Annotated in this window: 24 protein-coding genes, 2 pseudogenes and 1 riboswitch; of the genes and pseudogenes, 20 read left to right on the top strand and 6 right to left on the bottom strand. The window is 50.5% G+C overall.

Annotated elements, in window-relative coordinates; translation table 11 throughout:
- The first annotated feature begins 215 nt into the window (after nt 1-215).
- Nucleotides 216-316, top strand: a riboswitch (cyclic di-GMP riboswitch).
- A gap of 72 nt (nt 317-388) precedes the next feature.
- From HP435_RS27260 to HP435_RS27215, 10 genes are all read left to right on the top strand, one after another.
- Nucleotides 389-2,362 carry a methyl-accepting chemotaxis protein gene (locus HP435_RS27260; protein WP_122962472.1) on the top strand — a complete coding sequence of 658 codons (1,974 nt, stop codon included), beginning with the start codon at nt 389-391 and terminating at the stop codon, nt 2,360-2,362.
- A gap of 100 nt (nt 2,363-2,462) precedes the next feature.
- Nucleotides 2,463-3,320 (top strand): transporter substrate-binding domain-containing protein, encoded by an 858-nt coding sequence (locus HP435_RS27255; RefSeq protein WP_173596448.1) that lies wholly within the window; start codon nt 2,463-2,465, stop codon nt 3,318-3,320.
- A 309-nt stretch (nt 3,321-3,629) separates the two neighbouring features.
- On the top strand, nt 3,630-5,144 hold the full coding sequence (locus HP435_RS27250) for a degradosome RNA helicase CshA (protein WP_122962473.1): 1,515 nt from the start codon (nt 3,630-3,632) through the stop codon (nt 5,142-5,144).
- A 105-nt stretch (nt 5,145-5,249) separates the two neighbouring features.
- Nucleotides 5,250-5,558, top strand: coding sequence for a PepSY domain-containing protein (locus tag HP435_RS27245; RefSeq protein WP_229049766.1), 309 nt, complete (start codon nt 5,250-5,252; stop codon nt 5,556-5,558).
- A 194-nt stretch (nt 5,559-5,752) separates the two neighbouring features.
- Nucleotides 5,753-7,186, top strand: a complete 1,434-nt coding sequence (locus tag HP435_RS27240; protein ID WP_173596309.1) for a PTS mannitol transporter subunit IIBC — start codon at nt 5,753-5,755, stop codon at nt 7,184-7,186.
- Nucleotides 7,187-7,249: 63 nt separating this feature from the next.
- Nucleotides 7,250-9,355: a BglG family transcription antiterminator gene (locus tag HP435_RS27235; protein ID WP_173599545.1), complete on the top strand. Its 2,106-nt coding sequence runs from the start codon at nt 7,250-7,252 to the stop codon at nt 9,353-9,355.
- Nucleotides 9,355-9,789: a PTS mannitol transporter subunit IIA gene (locus HP435_RS27230; protein WP_122962476.1), complete on the top strand. Its 435-nt coding sequence runs from the start codon at nt 9,355-9,357 to the stop codon at nt 9,787-9,789. The genes HP435_RS27235 and HP435_RS27230 overlap by 1 nt, the downstream gene beginning before the upstream one ends.
- A gap of 6 nt (nt 9,790-9,795) precedes the next feature.
- Nucleotides 9,796-10,956: a mannitol-1-phosphate 5-dehydrogenase gene (locus HP435_RS27225; protein ID WP_173599544.1), complete on the top strand. Its 1,161-nt coding sequence runs from the start codon at nt 9,796-9,798 to the stop codon at nt 10,954-10,956.
- A gap of 19 nt (nt 10,957-10,975) precedes the next feature.
- Complete coding sequence (gene ptsP, locus HP435_RS27220) at nt 10,976-12,703, top strand: phosphoenolpyruvate--protein phosphotransferase (protein WP_173599543.1); 1,728 nt, start codon at nt 10,976-10,978, stop codon at nt 12,701-12,703.
- A gap of 15 nt (nt 12,704-12,718) precedes the next feature.
- Nucleotides 12,719-12,976, top strand: coding sequence for an HPr family phosphocarrier protein (locus tag HP435_RS27215; RefSeq protein ID WP_122962479.1), 258 nt, complete (start codon nt 12,719-12,721; stop codon nt 12,974-12,976).
- A gap of 24 nt (nt 12,977-13,000) precedes the next feature.
- Here the strand turns inward: HP435_RS27215 and HP435_RS27210 are convergent, their stop codons facing one another.
- On the bottom strand, nt 13,001-14,710 hold the full coding sequence (locus HP435_RS27210; protein ID WP_173596313.1) for a sulfatase family protein: 1,710 nt from the start codon (nt 14,708-14,710) through the stop codon (nt 13,001-13,003).
- Nucleotides 14,711-14,824: 114 nt separating this feature from the next.
- Nucleotides 14,825-15,895, bottom strand: a complete 1,071-nt coding sequence (locus tag HP435_RS27205; RefSeq protein ID WP_173596314.1) for a YeiH family protein — start codon at nt 15,893-15,895, stop codon at nt 14,825-14,827.
- A 130-nt stretch (nt 15,896-16,025) separates the two neighbouring features.
- On the opposite strand from HP435_RS27205, the gene HP435_RS27200 reads away from it, so the two are divergent.
- Nucleotides 16,026-16,922 (top strand): LysR family transcriptional regulator, encoded by an 897-nt coding sequence (locus HP435_RS27200; RefSeq protein WP_173596315.1) that lies wholly within the window; start codon nt 16,026-16,028, stop codon nt 16,920-16,922.
- 435 nt (nt 16,923-17,357) lie between these two features.
- Here the strand turns inward: HP435_RS27200 and HP435_RS27195 are convergent, their stop codons facing one another.
- Nucleotides 17,358-18,167: a hypothetical protein gene (locus HP435_RS27195; RefSeq protein ID WP_141254108.1), complete on the bottom strand. Its 810-nt coding sequence runs from the start codon at nt 18,165-18,167 to the stop codon at nt 17,358-17,360.
- A 377-nt stretch (nt 18,168-18,544) separates the two neighbouring features.
- Between HP435_RS27195 and HP435_RS27190 the strand changes: the two are divergent.
- The 3 genes and pseudogenes from HP435_RS27190 to HP435_RS27185 all read left to right on the top strand — a co-directional run bounded on the left by HP435_RS27190 (nt 18,545) and on the right by HP435_RS27185 (nt 20,022).
- Nucleotides 18,545-19,058: pseudogene (locus HP435_RS27190) on the top strand (IS66 family transposase).
- Between the two features lie 96 nt (nt 19,059-19,154).
- The gene (locus HP435_RS29360) at nt 19,155-19,274 is read left to right on the top strand and encodes a hypothetical protein (protein ID WP_370641085.1); all 120 of its coding nucleotides are present in this window, start codon (nt 19,155-19,157) and stop codon (nt 19,272-19,274) included.
- Between the two features lie 271 nt (nt 19,275-19,545).
- A complete protein-coding gene (locus tag HP435_RS27185; RefSeq protein ID WP_122962483.1) occupies nt 19,546-20,022 on the top strand; it encodes a hypothetical protein in 477 nt (158 codons plus the stop codon).
- 84 nt (nt 20,023-20,106) lie between these two features.
- Here the strand turns inward: HP435_RS27185 and HP435_RS27180 are convergent, their stop codons facing one another.
- The 3 genes from HP435_RS27180 to HP435_RS27170 form a co-directional block, all read right to left on the bottom strand.
- A complete protein-coding gene (locus HP435_RS27180; RefSeq protein WP_122962484.1) occupies nt 20,107-20,544 on the bottom strand; it encodes a hypothetical protein in 438 nt (145 codons plus the stop codon).
- 122 nt (nt 20,545-20,666) lie between these two features.
- Entirely contained in the window at nt 20,667-20,864 is a 198-nt protein-coding gene (locus tag HP435_RS27175; RefSeq protein ID WP_122962485.1) for a helix-turn-helix domain-containing protein, read from the bottom strand.
- On the bottom strand, nt 20,861-21,400 hold the full coding sequence (locus tag HP435_RS27170) for a sigma-70 family RNA polymerase sigma factor (RefSeq protein ID WP_167470229.1): 540 nt from the start codon (nt 21,398-21,400) through the stop codon (nt 20,861-20,863). The genes HP435_RS27175 and HP435_RS27170 overlap by 4 nt, the downstream gene beginning before the upstream one ends.
- A gap of 176 nt (nt 21,401-21,576) precedes the next feature.
- Here HP435_RS27170 and HP435_RS27165 point away from each other — a divergent pair.
- From HP435_RS27165 to pduL, 6 genes and pseudogenes are all read left to right on the top strand, one after another.
- A pseudogene (locus HP435_RS27165) lies at nt 21,577-21,711 on the top strand (RNA-guided endonuclease TnpB family protein); the annotation flags it as partial.
- A gap of 370 nt (nt 21,712-22,081) precedes the next feature.
- Nucleotides 22,082-22,732: an ethanolamine utilization microcompartment protein EutL gene (gene eutL / locus HP435_RS27160; RefSeq protein WP_063228860.1), complete on the top strand. Its 651-nt coding sequence runs from the start codon at nt 22,082-22,084 to the stop codon at nt 22,730-22,732.
- Nucleotides 22,733-22,767: 35 nt separating this feature from the next.
- The gene (locus tag HP435_RS27155) at nt 22,768-23,259 is read left to right on the top strand and encodes a BMC domain-containing protein (RefSeq protein WP_063228861.1); all 492 of its coding nucleotides are present in this window, start codon (nt 22,768-22,770) and stop codon (nt 23,257-23,259) included.
- On the top strand, nt 23,259-24,752 hold the full coding sequence (locus tag HP435_RS27150) for an acetaldehyde dehydrogenase (acetylating) (protein WP_173596317.1): 1,494 nt from the start codon (nt 23,259-23,261) through the stop codon (nt 24,750-24,752). Before HP435_RS27155 ends, HP435_RS27150 begins: the two co-directional genes overlap by 1 nt.
- A 42-nt stretch (nt 24,753-24,794) precedes the next feature.
- The gene (gene eutM / locus HP435_RS27145; RefSeq protein ID WP_005827515.1) at nt 24,795-25,082 is read left to right on the top strand and encodes an ethanolamine utilization microcompartment protein EutM; all 288 of its coding nucleotides are present in this window, start codon (nt 24,795-24,797) and stop codon (nt 25,080-25,082) included.
- Between the two features lie 6 nt (nt 25,083-25,088).
- A complete protein-coding gene (gene pduL / locus HP435_RS27140; RefSeq protein ID WP_063228863.1) occupies nt 25,089-25,868 on the top strand; it encodes a phosphate propanoyltransferase in 780 nt (259 codons plus the stop codon).
- The last annotated feature ends 5 nt before the right edge of the window (nt 25,869-25,873 follow it).

Here is a 25,873-nt window from a genome sequence, read left to right as displayed (position 1 = left end):
CTGATAGCATCCCCTTTAAGTAGACATGGCGTGAAAAGCGCACAATGGTTTACTTGGAGGGGCTTTTTTGTAATTTTATGCAAGAAAAGTAGTTTAGCTATCAAACAAATCGGGTAAAGATTTCGTGTGGAAAAAAATCCAAGGCATTATTTGAAAGTTAACCCACATTTTTACTTTCGTGTGCTATAGTAAATTTATAAACAAAATACGACAAAAAATGACAAAGGCAAACCTGTTGAAAGGCAGGGACGCAAAGCCACGGGTCTAAGGCAAGCAGATTGCATTTCTCTGCTGCTACGATAGCCGGGTTGCCATGCCGAACGCAAAAAGGCTGTCCGGGTGGCAGTCTTTTTTGTTGTGAAAAAAAGGATAGGAGGTACACCGTGTGATGGAATCAAGTCTAAAGAAAAAGTTAATTGTCGTTATGTGCCTGCTTTTGATCATCAGCTTGGGCACGGTATGCGGGGCCAGCTACTACAGCTCTTCGCAATTGCTATCATCGAGCCTGGACAAAGAAGCGGAACTGACAGCCAGCAATCTATCCATCCGTATCGACAGCTTCTTCCAGGAAAAAATCGGAATCGTGGAAACAGTCGGGGAGATGATGTCCTCAGACAACAATTTCGAGCATGACTTGAGGCTGATTCAGGAAGCGCAAAAGAAAAACCCTGAGTTTGAAACGTTTTTCTTTTCCTATGACTTGAGCGGCAAAAAGGTCATCAACTTCAAAGGAGAGGAAACCAATCCTTCCGACCGTCCGCATTTTCAGGAAGCAGGAAAAGGCGAAGGGAAAATCATCGTATCCGAGCCGGTTGTTTCCCAACGGACAGGCAATAACATTGTGACGGTCATTTTGCCATTGATGAAAGACAACCGCCAATACGGCTATGTCGGCTCTACTATCCCAATCAATGAGATTCAAAAAACGGTTTCCGAAGAGAAATTCGGGCACAGCGGCTATGCTTTTCTCGTCAGCAAAAAAGGAACGTATATCTGGCATCCGAATAGCGAGTTTATTTTGAAGCAATCCGTGCTGGAAAGCGACATTCCTGAGCTGAAAACGGCATTTGAAGCGACGCAGCAAGGCGGGCATGGAATTATTCAATACCAGCAGGAGCAAACGGCGCAGTTCTCCTCGTACGCATCGACGAAACTGAACTGGGGCGTATTCATCACGGCTCCGGTCAAAGATTTGCACGCTCCGGTAAATGAGCTGTCGATCAAGCTGCTTGCGATTTCACTGGTTGTGTTGGCGCTCGGGATCATTTTCGTATACTGGCTGTCTGTTCGCCTGGTGAAACCGATTCAGCGTCTGAACCAAGTGGTCAATGTGGTGGCGCAAGGGAATCTCACGCAGACCGTTACGGTAGACGGCAAGGATGAGCTTGCGGTGCTTTCCCGTGACTTCAACCAGACTGTTGCGCACTTGAAAGGTCTGATTGAGGGGGTATCGCAATCTTCCGAGCAGGTGCTGCGCTTTACTCAGGAAGTATCGGCAGGCATTGAGCATGCGACGGAAAACGTCAATCGCATCGGGCAATCGATCAATCAAATTGCAGGCGGAGCGGAAGCGCAGGCGACCAGCTCCAAAGATGTCGCGCTGTCCATGAATGATATGGCAGCAGGGATCGTGAAAATCGCCGAGACATCTGCGCATGTTTCCGAGGCGGCGCGCGAGGCTTCGGAACAGGCTGAGCAAGGAACGACTGTCGTGGAGCAGGCGGTGCGGCAAATGGGCAGCATCGGCGAAGGAACAACCAAAGCAACTGAGGCCATCGAACGTTTGAACAGCCGCTCCAAGGAAATCGAAGGGATTCTCGATACGATCAGCCAGTTGACGTCGCAAATCAACCTGCTCGCTCTCAATGCGTCGATTGAGGCTGCGCGGGCTGGCGAGCATGGACGAGGCTTTGCCGTCGTGGCCGGAGAAGTGAAAAATCTCGCTCACCAATCCGAGGAATCGGCTGCGAAAATAGCGACACTGATTCACGAAATCCAACAGGATACCCGTCATGCCGTCGAAGTGATGAACACAGGCAACCGCGAAGCGCACGAAGGAATCACGATGATTGAAGAAGTCCGGGAAATTTTTGCGCATATTTTGGAGTCTTCCCGCAATGTTGCTGCCCATATTTTGGAGGTGTCAGCAGCATCGGAAGAAATGTCCGCAGGCTCCGAGCAGGTGAGCGCCTCGGTGGATGAAATGCATCACATCGCGAAGCTCGCTACTTCTGATGCCCAAAAGGTTGTGGAGGCAACAGCCGAGCAGCTTCAGGCCATTCAAGATATCGCCCGTTCCGTCGAGCATTTGAACGCCGTGACGGAAGAACTGCAACAAGGGGTTGGCAAGTTTAGCCTGTAGGTCCCATCCCTGTTAAAGGGGGGATGCGATATAAGGGATGAGACAGTTTGAACAAAGCAAGACAAACAAAGAGAGCAACAACCAGGAGGAGAAGAAACCGATGAACAAGTGGACCAAAAGAATGGTGGCGAGCACACTCGCTGCAACATTGCTGATGACTGGAACCGGAGCGTTTGCCGCAACTGCGGGAACACCGAATGGACAAGCCGTGGCGGTAGAAGCGGCCAAAAAACAGGACAATAAAAAGTTTGAGTCCCGCCTCGACGAGATCATCGCACGAGGATATATTGTGGTGGGAACGCCTGGGGACTACAAGCCATTCACATATTTGAATCCGAAGACGAACGAGTTTGAAGGCTACGACATTGACGCCATGAAAGAGTTCGCCAAAAGCCTGGGCGTAGAGGCGCGCTTTGTGCAGACTTCATGGCCGACGATGATGGACGATCTGCTGGCAAACAAATTCGACATCGCGGTAGGCGGCGTGACACGCAACACGGATCGGCAGAAAAAAGCGCACATGGGCGATCCGTACATCGAATTTGGCAAAGCGCCGTTGATTCGCGCGCAAGACAAGGACAAGTACAAGAGCCTGGCCGACATTAACAAGAAAGAAGTGCGAATCGGGGTAAATCCGGGCGGCACCAATGAAAAGTTCGTGCGTGACTATTTGAAAAACGCGACCGTGACTGTCGTGCAAAACAATCTGGACATCCCGGGCCTTGTCGCAAACGGCACGTACGATGTCATGATCACCGATACGATTGAAGCGATGGTTTACTCCAAAGCAGACTCCCGCCTGTACGCTGCTTTGACCGACAAGCCGTTTACCCGCAGCGAAAAGGCGTACATGATTCCGCGTGGCGACTTTATTTTTGCCAGCTATCTCGATGTGTGGATGGACGAAATGAAGCTGCAAGGAAAATTCGATGAGCTGTTCCACAAATGGGTAAAATAAGCGTCGAGTCGAATAATCGATCGCAATGATGCAAAGCAGCAGCCCTGTCTGGAGTGTCCCGGCAGGGCTGTTTTGTTTTTTATGTGTTTCGCCGTATATTCTGACAAAAATCGGTTGATACTAAAAGGGAAATGGGCATAAATCCCGTTTGCAATTTTGCCAGATGCATGATACGATTACAGCTATGTTCTTTGTAGGGTGCTTATGTACAATCGGAGATAAAAGGGCATGTTCCGGCTGTAAGGAATAGTGCCCTTTTTTAGTGAGAATTTTATAGAAGAAGGTAAAGTAAAAGGAGACTGACGTTCATTGACTACTTTTTTTGATTTTGGATTGCATCATTCTATTGTGAGAGCTCTTGGCAACATGGGGTTTGAAGAGGCGACAGCCATTCAGGAGCAAACTGTTCCTGTAGCCTTGCAAGGCCGCGATTTGATTGGACAGGCGCAAACAGGTACAGGAAAAACCGCTGCTTTCGGTATTCCGCTGGTTGAGCGCCTGGATGAAAACAACGGCAATATTCAAGGGGTTGTACTGACGCCGACCCGTGAGCTGGCTGTGCAGGTAGCAGAGGAAATCAACAAAATTGCCCAGTTCAAAAACATTTCCGCTCTGCCAATTTACGGCGGTCAAGACATTACCCGCCAAATCAAGGCGCTGAAAAAGCGCCCGCAAATCATCGTAGCGACGCCTGGCCGTTTCATGGACCACATGAGAAGAAGAACGATCCGCCTCGATGCGATCGAGATCGTTGTTCTGGACGAAGCAGATGAAATGCTGAACATGGGCTTCATCGACGATATCAAGGAAATTTTGCAAGAAGTTCCTGACAATCGTCAAACCTTGCTGTTCTCTGCAACTATGCCGAGAGCGATTCAGGAAATTGCCCAGCAGTTCATGAGCGAGCCGACGCTGATTTCCGTCAAACCGAAAGAAGTAACGGTGCCAAACATTGAGCAGCAATACATGGAAGTTGCCGAGAAGCAAAAATTCGACGTTCTGTGTCGTCTACTTGACATTCATTCCCCTGAATTGGCGATCATTTTCGGTCGTACCAAGCGCAGAGTGGATGAACTGTCCGAGGCTCTGACCAAGCGCGGTTACGGCGCTGAAGGAATCCATGGCGATTTGAACCAGGCAAAACGCGACAGCGTGCTGCGCAAGTTCAAGGAAGGTACGATCGAAGTGCTGGTTGCGACAGACGTAGCTGCCCGCGGTCTGGATATCAGCGGCGTTACGCACGTTTTCAACTTCGACATTCCGCAAGACTCGGAAAGCTACGTTCACCGTATCGGCCGTACTGGTCGTGCCGGGAAGACTGGTCTTGCCATCACGTTTGTCACTTCCCGCGAGATCGACCACCTGCGTCTGATCGAGCGCGCGACAAACCGCCGTATGGAGCGTCGTTCTGTGCCTAGCATGAGCGAAGCGCTGGAAGGTCAACAACGTTTGACCGTGGAGAAAATTTTGGAGGCGTCAGGCCGCGATGACTTGAGCGCCTACAAAACATTGGCCGAGCAATTGCTGGAAGATATCGATTCCGTGACGCTCGTATCTGCTGCACTCAAGCTGCTGACCAAAGAGCCGGATCAAACTCCGGTTCGCCTGACAGAAGAAGCGCCTCTGCGTGTCGGCAAGAAAAAAGCGTTCCCGAAAGGCAAAGGCGGATACGGTTCTGGCTCCGGCTTTGGAAGCAAACGCCCACCTCGTCCACGCGGTGGAGAGTTCCGTCCTCGCAGCGGCGATTCCCGTCCGCGCAGTGGAGAATCTCGCCCACGCAGCACAGAGTCCAGCGGAAGACCATACAGCAACAAACAACGATAAGAATGCAAGAGCCGATGCGACGAAAAGCGCATCGGCTTTTTTTGCATACAAGCGGGGCGGCAGGGCAAACTACTGATTGATTTGGAGGAAGGAGTGAGTGCAATCATGAAAAAGTCGATTGGCTGGACCACAGCCGTTGCGCTGGCAAGTGTACTTGGAACAGCCATGCCAGCCCCGCTGCACGCTGAGAAAGCACAGGCAACAGACGTAAAGCCGATGCGAATTACAGAGGAGCAAGCGAAGCAAATCGCTTTGCAGCAAATAAAAGGACGCGTGCTGCACTCGGAGCTGGATACGGAAAATGGCGTGCTGGTCTATGAGTTTATTATTCTTACCGACCAGAACCAGGTGTACGAGGTAGAGGTCAATGCAGAAACGGGAAAGGTCATGAAGGTGGAGAGAGAAGATTTTTGAGGAAAAAGAGACTTCTGCTCGTCGGAGCGGGAGTCTCTTTTTTTGCTGCTATTAAGTTTTGGCAACAACGAGAACGACAAATGCGAGCTTTGATTTTGTTGTGGCGCGTATGTAAACGCTTTATATTTGAGGTGTGCACATTATCTGTTTAATCATGTCAACATTTTTATAGAAAAGGTAAAGGAGGGTCCAGTATGGAGAATTTGGCGACAAAGAACCAGTCTTCTGGTGGAGTGCGCGTCTCGGTACAAAAATTTGGACGGTTTCTCAGTGCGATGGTCATGCCAAACATCGGTGCGTTTATTGCCTGGGGATTGATTACGGCATTGTTCATCCCGACAGGATGGCTGCCTAACGAAAACCTGGCGAAACTGGTCGGGCCGATGATTACGTATTTGCTGCCGCTGTTGATCGGATACACGGGCGGGAAAATGGTTCACGATGTACGTGGTGGTGTCGTGGGGGCTGTCGCCACGATGGGGGTCGTAGTCGGGTCAGATATCCCGATGTTTTTAGGGGCAATGATCATGGGGCCTCTGGGCGGTTGGGTCATGAAAAAAGTCGACCGACTGTTCGAAGGCAAAATTCGCTCCGGTTTTGAAATGCTGGTCAACAACTTTTCCGCAGGGATTATCGGTGCATTGCTGACGCTGCTCGCTTTCCTGGCGATTGGTCCGGTCGTGACGGGTCTTAGCAAGGCGCTGGCATCAGGCGTGCAGGTCATCGTCAATGCAGGGTTGCTCCCGCTGGCGAGCATTTTGGTCGAACCGGCAAAAATGCTGTTCCTCAACAACGCGATCAATCACGGTATTTTCAGCCCGATTGGTCTGGATGAAGCGGCGCGCACAGGAAAATCGATCTTTTTCCTGCTGGAGACCAACCCTGGCCCAGGTTTGGGAATCCTACTGGCATACTGGCTGGCAGGTCGAGGCAATGCCAAGCAATCGGCGCCAGGTGCTGTTATCATTCACTTCTTCGGGGGGATTCACGAGATTTACTTCCCTTACATTTTGATGAATCCGCGTCTCGTTTTGGCGGTAATCGGCGGCGGGATGGCAGGGGTCTTCACCTTTACGCTGCTCGGCGCAGGGCTGGTGGCACCGCCATCGCCAGGCAGTATCTTCGCACTCAGCGCCATGGCTCCGCGCGGCGGATTGCTTCCGGTATGGGCAGGGGTCGTTGCCGCAACCGTTGTCTCGTTCCTCATCGCTTCGGCTTTGTTGAAAATGAGCAGCAAGACCGAAGAAGACGAGTTGGACAAGGCGACAGAGAAAATGCAGGAGCTGAAAGGCAACAAGCAGCCGGCAGCAGCAGGGCAAGAAGCTGCGGCAACAAAAGAAATCGCGGCAGCGGACGTGAAGAAAGTGGTGTTTTCTTGCGACGCCGGAATGGGTTCCAGCGCGATGGGAGCAGCTTCCTTGCGCAAAAAGTTCAAGGATGCCGGAATTAGCGAAATCACCGTCATCAACACAGCTATTAACGATATCCCCAATGATGCCGATATCGTGATTACACACAAGTCGCTGACAGAGCGGGCGAAGGCAAAAGCACCGACTGCCGAGCACATCTCGATCGATAACTTCTTGAATAGTCCGGAGTATGACAAGTTGGTCAAACGACTGGGGTAAAAGGGGATCAACGCTAGTGAAAGCTAGCGTTTTCCCTCTTTGGCGTTAAGGAGGGAACACGGCATGCAAGTATCCTCGCGACAGCGATCCATCATGGAGATTTTATTGCAGGAGGAAAAGGGCATCACCGTGGCGCAGATCGCCGAGCGAATCGGCGTAAGCACCCGGACCGTACACAGGGAGCTGGACGCATTGGCCCCGCTCTTTGCGAAAAACGAACTGGAGCTGGTGAGAAAGACGGGGGCCGGGGTGGAGGTCGCAGGGACAGCGGAGCAAAAGCTTGCTTTGAAAATGTCTGTTTTGCACCAAACGACGACCGAATTTACCGCAGAGGAACGCAAGGCGATTATTATGTGCTCCCTCTTGGCAGCCACGGAGCCAGTCAAGCTGATCTCGCTCGCCATTGATCTGAAAGTGACGACTGCTACGATCAGCCACGACCTGGACGACCTGGAAGAGCTTTTGGGACGGTACGACCTGACTCTTTTGCGAAAGCGGGGATACGGCGTCGAACTGCTGGGAAATGAAGCTTCCAAGCGAAGGGCGATCAGCCGTTTGATAGCCGAGCACCTCGATGACCATGAGCTGATCGGGGTGATCAAGGAGAACATTCAAAACAAGACGACACGGGACATGGATTCGATTTCCCGGCGTCTGCTCTCCCTGATCGATCGGGATAAGCTGATCAAGGTAGAAAATGCTCTCAGTCATCTCGAAGCCGAGCTGCCGTACCCGCTTGCAGACAGCGCCTACATCGGTCTGGTTGCCCATTTGGCCTTGGCGATCGAGCGGATTGAAAAAGGCGAGAAAATTCGCTTCGACGAGCATACGTGGAACGAGCTAATCGGAACGCCGGAGTTTGTGATTGCCGAAAACATCATGGAACGGCTGCGGCACATTTTTCAGATGGAGATTCCTCGGGATGAAATCGGGTATATTACGATGCATTTGCGAGGAGCGAAGCTGCGCCATTCCCACGACGATTACGTCTGGCCGGAAAATACGGAGCTTGCCGCTCTGACTGGGCGATTCATCGCTTTGTGCGAAGAACGGCTCGGGCTTTCGCTGCGAGACGACTCTTCCTTGTTTCACGGGCTGTTGACGCACTTGGAGCCAGCCTTGTACAGACTCAGGCGCAAGATGGAGATTCACAATCCGATTCTTGGGCAAATCAAACAAAACTACCCGGAGCTGTTTGCGGTTGCCAAGGAAGCGATGGCAGCGCTTTTGCCGGAACTGCCAGTGCCGGACGAAGAGATCGGTTACCTGGTCATGCACTTGGGAGCAGCGCTGGAACGAGGCAGGCAGGAGCAGCAGCGATACCGGGCACTGGTCGTCTGTTCAAGCGGAATCGGTTCCTCGAAAATATTGGCGACGCGCATCAAAAAAGAGATTCCCGAAATCGTCAGCTTGAAAAACTTGTCCATGTTCGATGTAGGAAGTGTGCCGCGAAGCGATTACGACTTGATTATTTCTACCTTGCCGCTGTCGTTTGATCCCGCGGAATACGTAGTCGTCAGCCCGCTTTTGCCGCAGGATGATATTCAAAAGATCAAGTTTCATTTGCATAACCGCCCTGTTCAAGTAGAGCCGATGAAAAAAAGCAAGGGAATGCCGCCACTAGGAAAGCAAGCGCAGGCGCAGTTGAAGTCGATGCAGCTGTATGCCGCTTTTGCCAACCAGATCATCGACGGTTTACGGCAAAGCACAGTGAGCAATGTAGCGCGCGATATGCCCAGCGTCCTGCACGATATTTGTTCGGAGCTGGAACAGCGAGGGGCGATATACGCTGTCGATCCGGTCGTGCAGCAGCTGATTGAACGCGAAAAGCTCGGCGGGCTGGGAATACCGGGAACCGCAATGGCCCTGTTTCACGGCAGGAATGAGGCGGTAACGACAGCCTCGTTCACGATTCATTTTCTGGAGCAGCCTGTGCGGCTAAGATCGATGGATGAAGAAGAGATGTCCGTTGATTTGCTGTTGCTTTTGCTCGGGCCAAAAGAAGTGCCCAAGGAAGGGCTGGAGGTGCTCAGCGAGGTCAGCTCGCTTTTGATTGAGGAAGAGATGCAGGAATTGTTGAAGACAGGAGAAATACAGCACATTGCTGATTATATAGCAGGCAAGTTGTATGCCTTTTGCCTGAAAAAGACTGGATGGGAGAGAGTGTAATGAAAAACATACTGACTACAGAAAAAATCATGCTGAATGCCAAAGTAGCAAACAAGGAAGAAGCGATCAGACTGACGGGCGAGCTGTTGGTGCGCGCTGGCCACGTCACGGCGTCTTACGTTGAAAAAATGCAGGAACGCGAAGGACTGGCAACTACTTATATCGGCAGCGGTGTAGCGATTCCGCACGGAACGAACGAAGCCAAGGCAGATATTCTATCCACAGGGATTTCTGTCGTGCAAGTGCCGGACGGCGTTGATTTTGGCGAAGGAAATGTGGCGTATTTGCTGGTGGGAATTGCGGCCGTAGGAGATGAGCATCTGGAGGTGCTGTCCAATATCGCTATTCTTTGCTCCGAGGAGGAAAACGTGAAACGGATCGTCCATGCTTCCTCTGCTGAAGAAATCATTGCGATGTTCACAGAGGAGGTGTAAGCGCTCATGCTGGCAGTCCATTTCGGAGCAGGGAATATCGGTCGGGGCTTTATCGGACAGTTGCTGAGCCAGGCTGGCTACGAAGTCGTGTTCGTCGACGTCAATACGGCATTGGTTGATGAGCTTAACCGCAGAAAAATGTATCAAGTGCAGCTGGCAACGGCAGGAAATCCGCAATCCGTCGTGGAAGGAGTGCGTGCGATTCACGGTCAGGATATGGAAGCGGTCGCTGCTGCCATCGCTTCCGCCGACTTGGTGACGACTGCTGTAGGGCCAAATGTCCTCGGCCCGATTTCCGGAGCGATTGCGGCGGGAATCGAGAAGCGGCTTGCCGACAATCCGCAGCCATTGAACGTGATTGCTTGCGAAAACATGATTGGCGGAAGCGCCAAGCTGAAAGAGCACGTTTTTGCCCGGCTTGCGGAACCGCTTCAGGCGAAGGCAGGGCAGTTGATCGGGTTTCCGAACGCGGCTGTAGACCGCATCGTGCCGATTCAGCAGCATGAAGACAAGCTGCTGGTTACTGTCGAACCGTTTTTTGAATGGGTCGTAGACCGTTCGCAAATGGTTGGAGAGGTGCCGCAGATTGAAGGAATCACTTATGTGGACGACTTGGCTCCGTACATCGAACGAAAGCTGTTTACCGTAAATACAGGCCACGCTGTGATTGCCTATATGGGCTACCAGTTGGGGATGACAACGATTGATCAGGCTATGCAAAACGAAAAGGTCGCCAAGGCTGCCAGAGGCGCTCTGCAGGAAACGGGTGCCCTGTTGACCGCCAAGTATGGTTTTGACGCACAGGCACACGGGCAGTACATCGAGAAAATATTGGGGCGCTTTGCCAATCCGCTGCTCTCGGACGACGTTGTCCGTGTGGGACGTTCGCCGCTTCGCAAGCTCTCACGGCATGACAGGCTGGTTGGCCCTGCTCTGGAATGCATGGACAGAGGAATCCGTCCCGAGCATTTGGGGATGGCGATTGCAGCGGCGCTGCTGTTTGATTATCCACAGGACGAAGAGGCGGCGCGCATTCAGTCAGATTTGAAGCTGTACGGTTGGGAATATGCATTGCACAATTGCACAGGCATTCCGGCAGGCCATCCGCTTGAGGAAGTCGTTCGCAAACAGGCGCGGTTGATGCAGGAGTGGACAAGTACCAAGTAAAGAAGGGTGGGTGCGGGGGATGTCCCAGAAAATCGTAGGTGTAAAAGCTTCTGTGGGGATTGCCATTGGCAAAGCGTTTTTGCTTGCGGCTCCTGACATGCAGATCAAGACGGTGGCAATTGAAGATGCTGCCGGCGAAATTCATCGCTTCGAGGCAGCGCTTGCGCGGGCAAAGGCAGATTTGCAGGAAATTGCCCAGCGTGTGGAGACAGAAATGGGCACAGAGCAAGCCGACATTTTCAGAGCCCATCTGCTCGTCCTGGAGGACCCGGAGCTTGTCGATACCGTCAAGGACAAGATTACGCAGGAGATGACAAACGCGGAGAGCGCGCTGCATGATGTGGCGCAAGCGTTTATCGGCCTGTTTGAACAAATGGACAACGACTACATGCGGGAACGTGCGGCGGACATTCGCGACGTCACGAAGCGTGTATTGGCATATTTGCTTGGAGTGAACTTTTTTCAACCCAGCTCATTGACGGAGGAAGTCATTATCGTGGCGGAAGATTTGACGCCGTCGGATACGGCTCAGCTTAACCGCCAATTTGTAAAAGGGTTCGTGACCGACATTGGCGGGCGCACCTCGCATTCGGCTATCATGGCGCGTTCCATGGAGATTCCGGCTGTAGTCGGGACGCAGAACATTACGAGTGCTGTCCAGGCTTCTACGCTTATGATTGTGGACGGGCATGAGGGCGTCGTCATCATCGATCCGAGCGAAGAAGAGGTCGCGCACTATACGCGCAAGCAAGCAGAAGACGCAGAGCAAAAGGCCGAGCTGGCAAAACTCGTTCACAACCAGACGGTTACGGCAGACCAGCATCACGTGGAGCTGGCAGCCAATATCGGAAGTCCGGCAGATGTGGCAGGAGCGCTGGCGAACGGCGCAGAAGGAGTCGGGCTGTTCCGCACCGAATTTTTGTACATGGGCCGGGATGATTTCCCGACCGAGGAAGAGCAGTATGTTGCGTACAAACAAGTGCTGACGAGCATGGGAGACAAGCCTGTTGTCATTCGCACGCTGGACATCGGCGGAGACAAGCATCTGTCCTATCTGGACATGCCGGAAGAGATGAATCCGTTTCTGGGCTATCGCGCGATCCGCCTGTGTCTGGACAGACAGGAGCTTTTCCGCACGCAACTGCGCGCCTTGCTTCGCGCCGGGGTGCATGGCAACCTGAAAATCATGTTTCCGATGATTGCGACACTGGAGGAGTTCCGTCAGGCGAAAGCGATCCTGGAAGAAGAAAAGCACGCCCTGCAAAATAGCGGTGTAGCTGTATCCGATCGCTTCGAAGTGGGTATCATGATTGAGATCCCTGCTGCTGCCATGATGGCAGATGTATTCGCGCGTGAAGTGGACTTTTTCAGCATCGGCACCAATGACCTGATTCAATATACGATGGCAGCCGATCGAATGAACGAGCGGGTTGCGTATTTGTACCAACCTTACCATCCGGCTGTCCTGCGGCTTTTGCGCAATGTGATTCAAGCCGGGCACAAGGAAGGAAAATGGGTAGGAATGTGCGGCGAGATGGCAGGCGATCCTGTTGCCGTACCGATTCTGTTGGGACTCGGCCTCGATGAGTTCAGCATGAGTGCGAGCAGCATTTTGCCCGCCCGCAAGCAGCTGAGTCTTCTTTCCCGAGAAGAAATGGAAAAGCACATCGACACCATCTTGCAAATGAGTACGTCCGCGCAAGTAGAGGCGTTCGTCAAAACAACGATCATGAAAGATGGCATCTAAGGAGGCAAGATCATTATGGTGGAGAAAAAAATCGTCGTTCAACTGGCGCACGGCTTGCACGCCAGACCAGCGGCCAACTTCGTGAAAACAGCCACGACGTTTTCCAGCGAGATCAAGATTGTCAAAAACGAGAAGACGGTCAACGGAAAGAGCATCATGGGCATCATGGCTTCGGCGATCGCCAAAGGCGAGGAAATTACGCTGATTGCTGATGGCGTAGACGAAAACGAAGCGATTGCTGCTTTGGAAGCGGTGCTGACTTCCCAGGAATAGTGTGAATAACGTGCAAAAGCTCCCTTATCCGGGGAGCTTTTTTGTTTGGTTATCTACTGTTGAAAAAGGGGTCAGGCGTTTGGCTTGTCGCTGCTCATCGAGCAAAAGCTCTAATTGGGTGCGGACTTGTTCGACATAGGGAGTGGACAGGGCAGGGAAGGCGAGGTTGTGCATTTCCCACGGGTCTGTCGTGAGATTGTACAATTCGTATTCCGGTTCGATCGGCGGGGGAGGCTGGCCCGGTGCAGAGGGTGCAGCAAAATAACGGGAGTATTTCCACAGCTCCCAATGCCCATCTGTGGGCAAGTAAGCTATTACGCTTTCCAACAAGTTAGGCTCGATCACAGAGTGGTAAGGCTGACCGAGCAGACTGACTTGATGCTGGCCTTTTGTCACATCATCCTCTGACATGAAGTAAAGCGGGCCGAAATCATATGGCTGTATCTCGCCGCCACTGACAATCAGCGATGAAAAATTATTTCCCACGAAAGGGCGGGTTTCGCTATGAGTAAGCTGCAATTGTTCGGCGAGTGCGGGCACGTCGGCTTGCACGCAGCCGAGCAAGGTCGGGAGGATATCCACATGGCTTGTCAGCATTTCAGTAGACAGCGACTGTGGAAAAAGCAACGGATTGTGGATAATGAGCGGAATGTGGATGGCTTCTTCGTAGGCGCAATACCATTTTTGATGGAGATTGCCATGGGCGCCGAGCAGTTCTCCGTGGTCCGCTGTGAAGACAACGAGCGTTTCCGGGTAAAACGATGTCGCCGTCAACGCCTGTAGCACGCGCATGACCTGCTGGTCGGCGTTGTTTTGCAATTGAAAGTACAGACGGCGGTAAAAGGCGTCGTCAGAGATGGGCTGGAATGCTTGTGGATAAACATCGCGGTAGCTCGCCTGGCAGCGAGGTTTCGTCAACAAAGATTCGTTTTGCGTCGGCGAAGGCGGAATGTCGGGGATGGAGTCATCCACATGAAAGCGAAAAAGCGGAACTTGAGCGGAGATATCCCCATAAAGAGCGATATCGTGTGGATTGACGAAAGAGGCGACGACAAACCATGGCTGATACTCATCAGGGTGCGCCAACTGTTGTTTCTCCTGTTCGAGCCAAAACAACAGATGGATCATCTCGCTGCCGTACACGACGTCTCGCCCGTTTACACCGATGGCAGCGGAGGAGCCGGAATTGTGTGGCGCTCTGCCGTGCGGTTCAGGGCCGATCCAGCCGGAAAAGCCGTATCCGTCCAGCCGATCCGCCAGCCAGTACAAGCTTTCTTTTTGCGGATCGGGAATCCCTGTGACGGAGTCGTAGCTCAGAACAGGGACATGCGTGCCCGGTATCCAAATATCGCCGTCGGAAATGTGCCATTTGCCTTTGTAAAACGTTCGATAGCCCGCCGCACGGAAGTAGTCGCCCATCGTCGGCACGGTGTTGGGATCGAGCCAAAACATGTCGCTGTCCGGGGAGCGTTTGGCGACGCCGCTCGTCTGCGTGACCCCGTGCAGAGAAGGGTATTGGCCTGTGAACAGCGTCGTTCTGCTAGGCGAGCAGGCTGTTGCGCCTGCATAGTGGCGCTTGAACTCCATGCCGTGCCTGCGCAAAAACGAGTGGGCAGGCAGAGCTTCCTCGCGCCATGTGCGCAAGCTGCTCTCCTCGTACGCTGGCGGAAACCGTTCCTGGTCGACGATGATCAACAGGATGTTCGGACGTGTCTTGAAAGCACAACTCGACATATCGACGCCTCCAGATGAGATGTACACACTGTTATCAACATATGGGGATAAGCTTTGTCCTTATCCACAAAAAAATCGCCTCGCTGTGCGCAAGGCGACATGATTGTTCCACAGTTAAATCAACACGTAAGAGAGCAGTGACAAAAGCACGGAGGTGATCGACATGGCAATCAGCGGTTTCGCTGCTTTCGTGCGCAGGGCACGCAGGTTGACGTTCAGCCCAAGGCCAACCATTGCCATCGTGAGGACGAAGGTGGTCACGTGGGCTACTCCGGCGTTGAAGGACTCGGAGACGGGAATTTGTTTTCCCAGCACATAGCTTCCAAACAGGCTCATGACGAGAAAGCCGATCAAAAACCAGGGGAACTCGACTTTTGCTTCTCCTTGCAGTTTGCCGCTGCGTTTCATCCAGAACATCAGGAGAAAACAGAGCGGAACCAGGAGGAGGACGCGGCCCAGCTTGGCTAAAAGCCCGATCGCCAGACCATCCTGCCCGGCGGGAGCGGCAGCGAGTGCAACGTGGGCGATTTCGTGCAAGCTGATGCCGGACCACATGCCGTAATCAAGGGCAGTCAGCGGCAAAAACGGGCGCAGTACCGTGTAGAGAATCGCAAAAATGGTTCCGACCAAGGCGATAATGCCTACGCCGATGGCGGTGTCTTCCTCTTTGGCCTGAATGATCGGGGAAACGGCGGCAATCGCTGCCGCTCCACAGACTCCTGTCCCGACGCCGAGCAAGAGGGAGAGGGAGGCGTCGGCTTTCAGCCATTTGGCGAGCAGCACAGTAAGCGCGATAGCGAATACGATGACTCCGGCGTCGTAGACGAGCAAGCCAAGACTTTGGTGCAAAACGACATCGACATTCAGCTTAAGACCGTACAAGATGATGGCGAGCCGCAGCAAGCGTTTTGCCGAGAACTGAATGCCAGCGCGCAACGCCTCCGGGTAGCCCCAAAACTGGCGATACGCCACCGCAATCAGGATGGCACAGGCGAGTGGCCCGACCCGGTCAAAGCCGGGAACTTGAGCCAAACCGTAGCCGAGCACGGCAACGAGAAACGTAAAGGCGACGCCCGCTATCCACAGCGGAAGCGAGGCGGGAGTGTTTGTATGCTTGCTTTTGGATTGAGCAGATGGATGATGGCTGTCGTTCAATGGCGCGCTTTCGTTAAGCGGGGAAGCCATTGCAATCACTCCTTGAAAAGTTTTGACAACCAAAGCATAAAACAACTGTTACAATAAGAAAAATAAATGATTGATATAATGACAATAAGTAATTTTGTATAGTAGAGACAATCGAGGGAGGGATGCTTGCGTGGATCAGCAATTGCGTGTGTTTGTCACGGTGGCAGACAGGCAAAACTTTTCGCGGGCCGCAGAGGAATTGCACATGACCCAGCCTGCGGTTAGCCAATACATTTTGTCGTTGGAGCGGACGATCGGAACCAAACTGTTGGAGCGCAACAACAAATACGTCCGGTTGAACAAGGCGGGCGAAATTGTTTACCACCATGCCCGGGAAATATTGGGGCTGTACACGCGCATGCAAAGCCTCGTCGATGACTTGATGAACACGCCGAGCGGGCATTTGACGATTGGCGCCAGCTATACGTATGGCGAGTACGTCCTGCCACATGTGATCGCCAAGCTGCGCAAGGACTATCCGCTGATCACTCCGACGATCACGATTCACAATTCAACCGTGATTGTGGATCTGGTGGCAACCCGGCAGCTTGATGTAGGGATCGTCGAAGGGGAGTACGTCAATGACAAAATGTGCATCGAGCCATTTGCCGACGATCGCATGTACGTGATTATCTCTCCCGGTCATCGGCTGGCGAGCAAACAAGAAGTCAGCATCCATGATTTGATGGAGGAAACCTGGATCGTGCGGGAGGAAGGCTCAGGAACGAGGGAAGCGGCGGAAAAAATGTTTCGTCAGCTCCAGTTTCAGCCACAGAAGCGAATGGAGTTTGGCAGTACCCAAGTCATTAAGGAATCGGTCGAGGCTGGCTTGGGGATCAGTCTGCTCTCGTATTGGGCGATTCGCAAAGAACGTCAGCTCGGCACGCTCTGTACGCTGAAAATAGCGGGAACGCCCGTGACGCGGGACTTTTCGCTGGTGACGAAATCGAACGAATTTCAGACGCGGGCGCTGGAAATTTTCATGGATCTCATTCGTTCCCATCTGCAAGAAGGATCGCACGTATAAAAAGGGAAGCAGCACCGTCGATCAGACGCGCTGCTTCCTTTTTCATATGTTCGATATATGCGCGACTTTCAGCGGGCGGGGGAGCTTTTCGGAGAGCAGATTGCTTTCACTCATGAGTTTCCGCCAGAGGGCAGAGCGAGCGTCAGGCGGAAGGTGGTGCCAACCGAGCCGCTCTGTACCAGCGTCCCGGAATTGTTTTTTGTATTTACTCCCAAAAATGGTAGACTGTAAAAATTGTGCTAATGACAAAACTTATGGCTACGTAAATGATAAAGTATCTTATGTTGAACAAAATCTTTAAATTATGTTGTTTCGTTAAGTATTCATAAAATGTAGTAACAAAGTGAACAAGCAAAGCGATTGACATAGCATAAAAAAAATTTTTCAAGAATACGCTTATCATGCTGAATCCTTTCTTGTCCCAGAATATTTATCCTATGTTATCATTTTATCCATTCTATCGGAAGAGCGGCGTGAGCTTTCAGTTTTCTCAGGTCTTTCTCTTTCTTTTTCCCTTCTTTCTTCTCTAAAAGATGTTTTATTATCGAGAGTTTCATTAGCATGAATTGGAGTAGTTATGATGGACTTATTGAGAAGCTCCAGTCCGACACCCTTTACGCCGTTTTGTTTGTAAGCATTCTCTAAATCTTTCACGAGAGGTTTTACAATGGTTTCTGCTCCTATGTAAACCCCTACTCCAACTAAGCCCCCTCTAATTCCTGATCCTACCGTATCAGGTTTTGGTACACGTGGACCAAGGTTCTGATTTATTTTAGATGCAGCCTGTGCAGTTTTTGACTTTTCATTATATATTTGCGTACTCTTGTAGATCTCTCTGCCAGCACCAACAGCAGCAGCTACACCAACCCCTTTATAATTCATGCCATAGGCTTCTTTATCTTTGTCGGCTTTAGAGTTTGACGAGGAGCTGTTTGTGTGTTGATTACCGCTTGGACTATATCCATGGGCTTCTTTATCGTTCGTAGGTTTTGACGAGCTACCACCGCCAGCAGATGTACTTTCAGCATTTACACGGGTTTGCACTGTAGGTTTTTCTAGTTCTTTCTTATAAGCTTGTTGAGCGGCTGGGCTAATTTGAACCGAGTCACTTTTCGGTTTTGCTGGCGTAGATGCTACATCATTTCGAGGTGGAGTACTAGTAGTAGGGCTAATAGCTTTAGAACTCTGAGGAGTACTATTCTTGCTTGGCGTTGGTGTGTAATCACGAATAGATATATTTTTCATGCGAATATTCACTTCTGTAATATTCAATTTAGATGTACACAAGGATTTTCTTATGAAAACCCAAAAATGTAAATATTTAGTTATCTACTAAATTCGACATTTTGTCCTATTTCATAGAATTTAACTAGCTTCCAGTAAGGTAAAATAGTATTGGTTTTGTCGAAGCTTGTCTAAGTTTTTTTGGTTTTTACAGTACTCAACTTTCGCAGTGCGAAAATCGGCTTAACTTTAGGTACAGCTTAGATTTAAGATCAATTGGATGTACTGCTTGAAAAATAGAAGGACACCGCTTCGTTTGGTAAAGTGATGCAGAAGTACGTGGACAGCCAACCGTTGTACAGACAGGAGCAGCAGTTTGTCCGCATGGGGCCGCCCATCTGCTCTACGATTACCGGACAACGCGCGGCGGTGAGCATCCCCGGAACTTTCTGGCGGGGTTTGGCGGCTATCTTCACGTGGACGGCTATGCCGGTTACCACAAGGTGAAGGATGTCACCCCTCGTTGGATGCTGGGCGCATGCGCGTCGCAAGTTTGACGAGGCGTTGAAGGCGCTGCCCGCCTCCCCAGACAAAGACGAAACAGCAGTTCAGCAAGGGCTTCAATTCTGCAACCAGCTCTTTGCCATTGAGCGGGAACTGAAGGACGTGACACCAGAGGAACGTTATACCGTCCGAATGGAGCGAAGCAAGCCCATTTTGGACGCTTATTTGGCATGGTTGCGTCAGTAACGCCCCCGAATGCTTCCCAAAAGTCTGCTGGGGCAGGCGATTGCCTACAGCCTGAATTAGTGGGACAAGCTGACGACGTTTTTGCAGGATGGGCGGCTCGAGATTGACAACAACCGCAGCGAGCGGTCGATGAAGCCGTTTGTGATCGGACGAAAGAACTAGCTGTTCGCCAATACGCCTCGCGGTGCAAAGGCGAGCGCAATCATCTACAGTGTCATCGAAACAGCCAAGGAGAATGGACTGAACCCGTTCAAGTACTTGACGTACCTATTCGAACAACTCCCGCAGCTTCCCGTTCTGAAAAATCCAGAAACCCTGGATAGTTTGCTGCCTTGGTCGCCGTCGTTACCGCTAACTTGCCGCGTGTTCAACTCTTGACCCCAGCATAGACCAGCAACAAGGTGGGGGCTATTTGACGCTTACGGCTTTCTGTCATTTTCCTGGCTCATGCATTTTGGGCCTTTTTCTCTATGCCTAAACAGATCATCTTCGTTCTTTTTGAAATTACGATTTAGGTAAAATGGGGCATTTGCATAATTTACATAATATGGTAATATTAAGTGATAATTCAAATTGTATGTTCATTTTCCATAAAAGTATGCATTTCCTTTTTTGTTGAGGGGATGCACTTATAAAGGAGATGTCACCCTTGAAAAAATTTTATATCCTTATTTTATCTCTCATCGGAATTATTGCACTCAGTAACCTCGTCTATTTTCCTGGATTGAAAGTCTGGGCATTTGATGAGCTAGCCTTATTTGATAAGCAAAAGATAACCTCGCTTACTATTCATAACCATGAAGAAAATGAAAAAGTAGAAATTACTGACCCAAAAGAGATTCAAAAAGTACTCAATGATTTTTCCAAAATGGAACTTCGCAGAATTAAAAGCGAATCTGATGCAAATAACTCTGGTGCAAAAGAAGTAAAAGAAAATGTTCATACGTATACCATTGATGTTTATGCAAATAAACAGGATATCGGGACAATTTATCTCTCTGGTACTACATACATGATATTTTACGGAAAATCATCATCTGACGATATCCCTGTTTATAAAATTGAAAATAATCCTGACTTAGAAATCCACGAAGTGTTCAATTCAGCAAAAAAAAAAATAATTTGACACCATGCAACTTATTACTCCCTGTAATATTAAGATCAAAAGGAGATATTCGGCTATTGAACCGAATATCTCCTTTTGTATTAATTACGGTTGTTCCCAACGACCATTTTTATCCTGTAGTCGAAGAATATTTCCTTTACCTGTGATTAGTCGAATGTCTTCATAGTCCATAAATGGGAATTCCAACTTAGCCTTTCTGTATCCATTTCGTTTCATGAAACGACGAGTATCATGCATATCGTCGATCGCAATCCGAATATTATCTTCTAATTGTTTCTTCAAATTCGGTGATAAGGATGCAACCAAACCAACAACACCTACCGCGATACTGAGAGGTCGGACAAGATTAAATACGATCCCAATTACAGACGCCGTAAGTGAAGCCATATTCGCCAGTTTATTATCATCCATTTGGATTACACCGTATTTGAGAACGTCCGACATAGCTTCGGCAAGATCATCAAGGTCGTCTTGGTCAACAGTAATCGTATCAACGTATTGTTTCAATTTTGTACGTGCCATAATTTATCTTCCTCCGAAAATTTATTCCAAGCAATTTTCCGCGCGGTGATTAACTTGGTATTCATTAAAGTGAATCGAAGGTAAAAAATAACAACCCGATCTCAAAATTTTTTCTTTGCTTATCATAAGCAATTTTTTGTGCTATAGGTTTTGACAGCTCTAATCATCCGAAAGACTATTTCTTGACGTATGTCCTCACGTACACCTATATCCGTGAATTTCAACGACTTGCGAATCTTTGGCTCAAATCTTTCTATGATCTCTACCATTGCACTTTCATCATTATTTTGCGCTCGCTTTACCAGCGTTAACAGGCTCATGTATTTTCGCCTCCCAATAGCTGTTTTCTAAGCTTCAGTAACGCTCGTTTCTTTGTTTTAGAAACTGCTTGCTGGCTTGTGCCTAACAGGGTCGCAGCCTCCACCTCTTTGAGATTCCTCAAATATAGAAGTGCAAGTATCTCCCTTTCCTTTTCTGTGAGAGTTTGAACAGCATCCAAAACTCGTTTGTCAGCTATTACATCCTCCCACTTAGCTTTGTTTTCCCACTCACTTTTGCCAGTGTCACTAACAAAGCTGTCTATCACCCTTTCAATTTCATCTGTAGGTTGGAATACCTTTCCTATCTTTTGAGTACGAACAGCTAACTCGATAGCTGTAAAACGGATGAGTGATGAAATATATTTGATTAGTTGAAGCTCAGCGTAAAACTCCTGAATCCTACTATTCAATTCATCATTTCTCTTCTGCGTATCGTCCGGTGAAGCAATCACTCTTTGGCATAGTTGCTGATTGTCTTCTTGAGCTAGAAATGCATCCAAAAACTTTTGATTTGATAAGTTAGTAGGCCTGAACAAAAAATCCCTCCCAAACAAGATCGTACGTTCTCTTTTTGAACAAAAAATAAAAGTGCCAGATTCTCACTGACACGTCCCGTTCTACAATATCCATTTTACTAAATAACTAAACCTTGCATTGGTTTATTCCTTAAATGTAAATTTTTGTAATTAAGTGTAAGCTTACGCACTCTCACCTTCCCCTTTACGCTGTAACAGATGATGAAAAGGTACGTTTCTTTGGTAATGGCAAACAAAATAAGTACATGAAGCGTAAGTTTCGTTCTGAACGCCAAGCATTAGGCAAAAAGAAAAAGGGAAATGCGATTCGTAGTTCAAGGTCATTTTATCGCCTGTCTCAGTTCATGAAAAATTCCTCCTTGGGTTTCGGTTGTATCGTGCTCATTGCGCCGGCTTGCAGGCTTGCCTGTCCCGGCTACACACCAAGAATAGTCAGGGCTTGTGTCCGCCAAATGACCGGAATATGGAAAAGTCGTGGAATACCGAAAACGCTTGCATTTTTTCCTGCCTTGTCATACATTAGAAGCAGGAATAAGATCGCAGAATTGGCGTGATTCTTATCCAAACAAGTGAATAGACAAAAGGCAAAGGTGCCCTTGAACACGAGTCTTGTTCTTTCGTGTTTAGGCACCTTTTTTTGCGTTTTGAAAAGGGAAGTTGTCTGAAAGGAGTGTGACACGCATGGAAAAACCAATTCGAGCGACGCCGCTTGCGATCCGAATGATTCCCAACGTCGATCCACAATTTGCGGAGAAGCTGAATCTGCCTTCCCATATTCGCAGTGTGGGGATGCTTACATCCACCATTGATGATGTGGGCTATACGGCCATTGATGAGGCGACGAAAAAGGCAGCTGTAGAAGTGATTTACGCCAAGTCGTTTTATGCAGGATCTGGAAATGCGTCTGGTCCGTTGTCCGGCGAGTTCATCGGGATGATCGGTGGAGCGACGCCATCGGAGGTAGAGAGCGGTATCGATGCAGCCGTTGCATTCATGGAGAGTGGAGCTTGCTTTTACTCGTTAAATGAAGAGGGGACGCATGCGTATTACGCACATGTCGTGTCGCGGACGGGCAGCTACTTGTCTGGGCTCGCCGGAATCAGGGAAGGGGAGCCGCTCGCCTATCTGATCGCTCCGCCGCTTGAGGCTATGTATGGCATTGACGCCGCCCTCAAAGCAGCAGATGTGCAGATGGTGCAGTTTTTTGGCCCGCCCACGGAAACGAACTTTGGGGGAGCGTTGCTTACTGGAAGCCAATCGGCATGCACTGCCGCAGCAGATGCTTTTGCCGACGCTGTAAGAAGCGTTGCCCGACAGCCAGTCAAACGATAAAAGGGATTTTCCCTCTTGAAGGGGAGGAAATGTAAATGCGCGCTCATGCATACTCACTGGGCATGATTGAAACACTTGGCTTGCCCGCTCTTATTGCGGCCGCTGATGCTGCTGCCAAAGCGGCAGACGTCAAGGTCGCCACATATGAAGGCGCGGACGGCGGGATCGTAACGGTCTACGTAATCGGAGATGTCTCTTCGGTTCAGGCGGCTGTTGACGCTGGCGCTGAGGCGGCAAAACGCGTTGGACGCTTGCTGCACTCCCACGTCATACCGCGTCCTGATGAAAATGTTCCGAAAATGATTAAAAATCTGATGCGTTCGGAAGCGCAGGAAGAAGCGAAGCCGCAGCCTGCACAGGCAAAGGCAGAGCCGACGCTGGCAGAGCAATCGATCAACGATCTGCGCAAGCTTGCTCGCTCGTTTGCTGATTTCCCGCTCTCGACCAATGACATCAATACGGCGAAGAAAGAAGACCTCATTCGCCTGATTGAAGAAAAGCAACAAGGCGGAGGTGACAAAGCATAATGACACTCGACGCTGATTTGTATTCCATTCAGGAAGTGCGTACGTACCTCGCCCAAGCGAAGGAAGCGCAGGCGAAGCTCGCTACTTACACGCAAGAGCAAATCGATCGGATCATCACTGCCATGTCCAAGGCTGGGGTGGAGAATGCCGAGCGTTTGGCGGCTCTTGCGGTTGAGGAGACAGGCTTCGGAAACGTCCCGGACAAACGGATGAAAAACTTGTTTGCTTCCCAAGATGTTTATGCTTCGATCAAAGACGTGAAAACCGTCGGCATCGTTCGCAAAGACGAGGAAAACAAAGTGTGGGAAGTGGCACAGCCGGTAGGAATCGTCGCCGGGATCGTACCATCCACCAACCCGACATCGACCGTTATTTTCAAGTCGATGATCGCGCTCAAAGCGAGAAACGCAATCGTCTTCAGTCCGCATCCGTCGGCAGCCAAGTGTACGCTGGAAGCAGCGCGACTGATGGCACAGGCGGCTGTGCAGGCTGGGGCGCCGGAAGGCTTGATCCACTGCGTCTCCAAGCCGACGCTTCCCGCGACGAATGAGCTGATGAAGCACAAGCTGACCAATGTGATCCTCGCGACTGGCGGTACGCCAATGGTGCGGGCTGCATACAGCTCCGGAAAGCCTGCTTACGGTGTCGGACCAGGAAACGTTCCGGTCTACATCCACCACAGCGCTGACCTCGCTGCTGCTGCCAAGCGCATTGTGCAGAGCAAAACCTTCGACTACGGCACCATTTGCGCCTCCGAGCAGGCACTGGTGATCGAGGAATCGGTCAAACACCAGATGATTGCTGCCTTGAAGCGCGAAGGAGCGTACTTCCTGGACGAAAACGAGAAGGCCAAAGTAGCCGCCATTATTATGGTGAACGGCTCGCTCAACGCCAAAATCGTTGGACGTTCCCCGCATGTGATCGCGCAAATGGCAGGCATCTCGATTCCTGCCGAAACACGAGTGCTGATCGCGGAAGAAACCGGAGTAGGCAAAGAGTATCCGATGTCGGTGGAAAAATTGGCACCGATCCTCGCTCTCTACACCGTTTCGGGAGACAACGAAGCGTTTGCCCGCTGCCGGGAGCTTTTGACGCATGGCGGATTGGGGCACACCGCTGGGATTCACGCGCAGGATGACAATGTGATTGCATCCTACGGTCAAGCGATGCCGGCTTCCCGCATCCCGGTCAATACCGGAACGACTTTCGGGGGAATCGGAGCAACGACTGGCGTGCAGCCATCCTTTACACTCGGATGCGGTTCTTTCGGGAACAACATCACATCCGACAACATCGGTCCGAAGCATCTCTTCAACATCAAGCGCGTCGCTTTTGGCGTGAGAGAAATGCCTGAGTCCACGCCAGTGCAAGCTGCTGCAACGACACAGGCGGAAGAAGCTGTGCTGCAAGCTGTCTCGTCCATGAATGTCGGCCTGAGCCGGGATGAGATCAAAAACATCATTAAATCTGTTTTAACTGAAATGACGTCCTAAAACGTTAAAAATTTGTCCATATAATTAAGGAGGAACGAAAACATGGCTGGAGAAATGTCCGCATTGGGAATGGTAGAAACAAAAGGTTTGGTAGGAGCAGTTGAAGCTGCTGACGCAATGGTAAAAGCAGCTAACGTTAAATTGATTGGCAAAGTACACGTAGGTGGCGGTCTCGTAACAGTCATGGTACGTGGTGACGTAGGTGCAGTAAAAGCTTCCACGGACGCAGGCGCCGCTGCTGCCGAAAAAGTAGGAGAGCTCGTATCTGTACACGTTATCCCACGTCCACACGGAGACATTGAATTGATCCTGCCTAAGCTCGAAGGGTAATCCCCTATGGCAGTTATTACAGAAGCATCTTTGAGAGCAATGCATAAGACAGGCATCCCAAACCCCTTTCTCATTGAGAAAGGGGATAAAATCACACCAGCAGCGGCAGATTTCTTGAAAGGAAGAGGGATTCAAGTGAAATCTTTTGAAGAACAACAACAGCAACCTTCCACCAATCAGACTGCCGAGGCAGTGCGGGAAATTCCCCTTGGTGTATCGAATCGCCACGTTCATTTGTCGCCAACCGATGTAGAAAAGCTTTTTGGAGCAGGACATCAGTTGACGCCAATGCGCGATCTGTCGCAGCCTGGTCAGTTTGCTTGCCAGGAAACCGTGACAATCGTCGGGCCAAAAGGCAGCATTCACGGAGTGCGGATTCTGGGACCAGCGCGTGGCGCGACACAAGTGGAAATCTCTCGTACTGACGGTTTTGCGCTCGGTGTGCACGCACCTGTGCGGATGTCCGGAGATATTGAAGGAACACCGGGTCTGGTACTCGTGACAGCAAAAGGCACAGTTGTACTCGACAAAGGTGTAATTGTAGCCAAGCGGCACGTTCATATGTCGCCTGCGGATGCCGAGCAATACGAAGTGAAGGATGGCGACACGCTGATCCTTGCGACGCAGAGTGACCGCCCTGTCATCTATCCGGATGTAGTTGTTCGCGTACATCCACAGTTCGCACTCGATTTCCACGTCGATTTGGATGAAGGGAATGCCGCCAATTTGAAAACGGGCGACCGGGTAAAAGTGATCGGCAAAAACGGCCAGTTTTACTCCGGCTAACGGAG

This window comes from Brevibacillus sp. HD3.3A (assembly GCF_013284375.2).
GTDB classification, from domain to species: domain Bacteria; phylum Bacillota; class Bacilli; order Brevibacillales; family Brevibacillaceae; genus Brevibacillus; species Brevibacillus parabrevis.
Note: the sequence above shows the minus strand (reverse complement) of the source record. Positions and strands in the feature narration are given on the sequence as shown.

What these genes read in the sequence shown, in the direction of transcription:
- HP435_RS27260 (WP_122962472.1), top strand. Translation starts at nt 389, where the DNA reads ATGGAATCAAGTCTAAAGAAAAAGTTAATTGTCGTTATGTGCCTGCTT.
- HP435_RS27255 (WP_173596448.1), top strand. Translation starts at nt 2,463, where the DNA reads ATGAACAAGTGGACCAAAAGAATGGTGGCGAGCACACTCGCTGCAACA.
- HP435_RS27245 (WP_229049766.1), top strand. Translation starts at nt 5,250, where the DNA reads ATGAAAAAGTCGATTGGCTGGACCACAGCCGTTGCGCTGGCAAGTGTA.
- HP435_RS27240 (WP_173596309.1), top strand. Translation starts at nt 5,753, where the DNA reads ATGGAGAATTTGGCGACAAAGAACCAGTCTTCTGGTGGAGTGCGCGTC.
- HP435_RS27235 (WP_173599545.1), top strand. Translation starts at nt 7,250, where the DNA reads ATGCAAGTATCCTCGCGACAGCGATCCATCATGGAGATTTTATTGCAG.
- HP435_RS27230 (WP_122962476.1), top strand. Translation starts at nt 9,355, where the DNA reads ATGAAAAACATACTGACTACAGAAAAAATCATGCTGAATGCCAAAGTA.
- HP435_RS27225 (WP_173599544.1), top strand. Translation starts at nt 9,796, where the DNA reads ATGCTGGCAGTCCATTTCGGAGCAGGGAATATCGGTCGGGGCTTTATC.
- ptsP (WP_173599543.1), top strand. Translation starts at nt 10,976, where the DNA reads ATGTCCCAGAAAATCGTAGGTGTAAAAGCTTCTGTGGGGATTGCCATT.
- HP435_RS27215 (WP_122962479.1), top strand. Translation starts at nt 12,719, where the DNA reads ATGGTGGAGAAAAAAATCGTCGTTCAACTGGCGCACGGCTTGCACGCC.
- HP435_RS27210 (WP_173596313.1), bottom strand. Translation starts at nt 14,710, where the DNA reads ATGTCGAGTTGTGCTTTCAAGACACGTCCGAACATCCTGTTGATCATC.
- HP435_RS27205 (WP_173596314.1), bottom strand. Translation starts at nt 15,895, where the DNA reads ATGGCTTCCCCGCTTAACGAAAGCGCGCCATTGAACGACAGCCATCAT.
- HP435_RS27195 (WP_141254108.1), bottom strand. Translation starts at nt 18,167, where the DNA reads ATGAAAAATATATCTATTCGTGATTACACACCAACGCCAAGCAAGAAT.
- HP435_RS27180 (WP_122962484.1), bottom strand. Translation starts at nt 20,544, where the DNA reads ATGGCACGTACAAAATTGAAACAATACGTTGATACGATTACTGTTGAC.
- HP435_RS27175 (WP_122962485.1), bottom strand. Translation starts at nt 20,864, where the DNA reads ATGAGCCTGTTAACGCTGGTAAAGCGAGCGCAAAATAATGATGAAAGT.
- eutL (WP_063228860.1), top strand. Translation starts at nt 22,082, where the DNA reads ATGGAAAAACCAATTCGAGCGACGCCGCTTGCGATCCGAATGATTCCC.
- HP435_RS27155 (WP_063228861.1), top strand. Translation starts at nt 22,768, where the DNA reads ATGCGCGCTCATGCATACTCACTGGGCATGATTGAAACACTTGGCTTG.
- HP435_RS27150 (WP_173596317.1), top strand. Translation starts at nt 23,259, where the DNA reads ATGACACTCGACGCTGATTTGTATTCCATTCAGGAAGTGCGTACGTAC.
- eutM (WP_005827515.1), top strand. Translation starts at nt 24,795, where the DNA reads ATGGCTGGAGAAATGTCCGCATTGGGAATGGTAGAAACAAAAGGTTTG.
- pduL (WP_063228863.1), top strand. Translation starts at nt 25,089, where the DNA reads ATGGCAGTTATTACAGAAGCATCTTTGAGAGCAATGCATAAGACAGGC.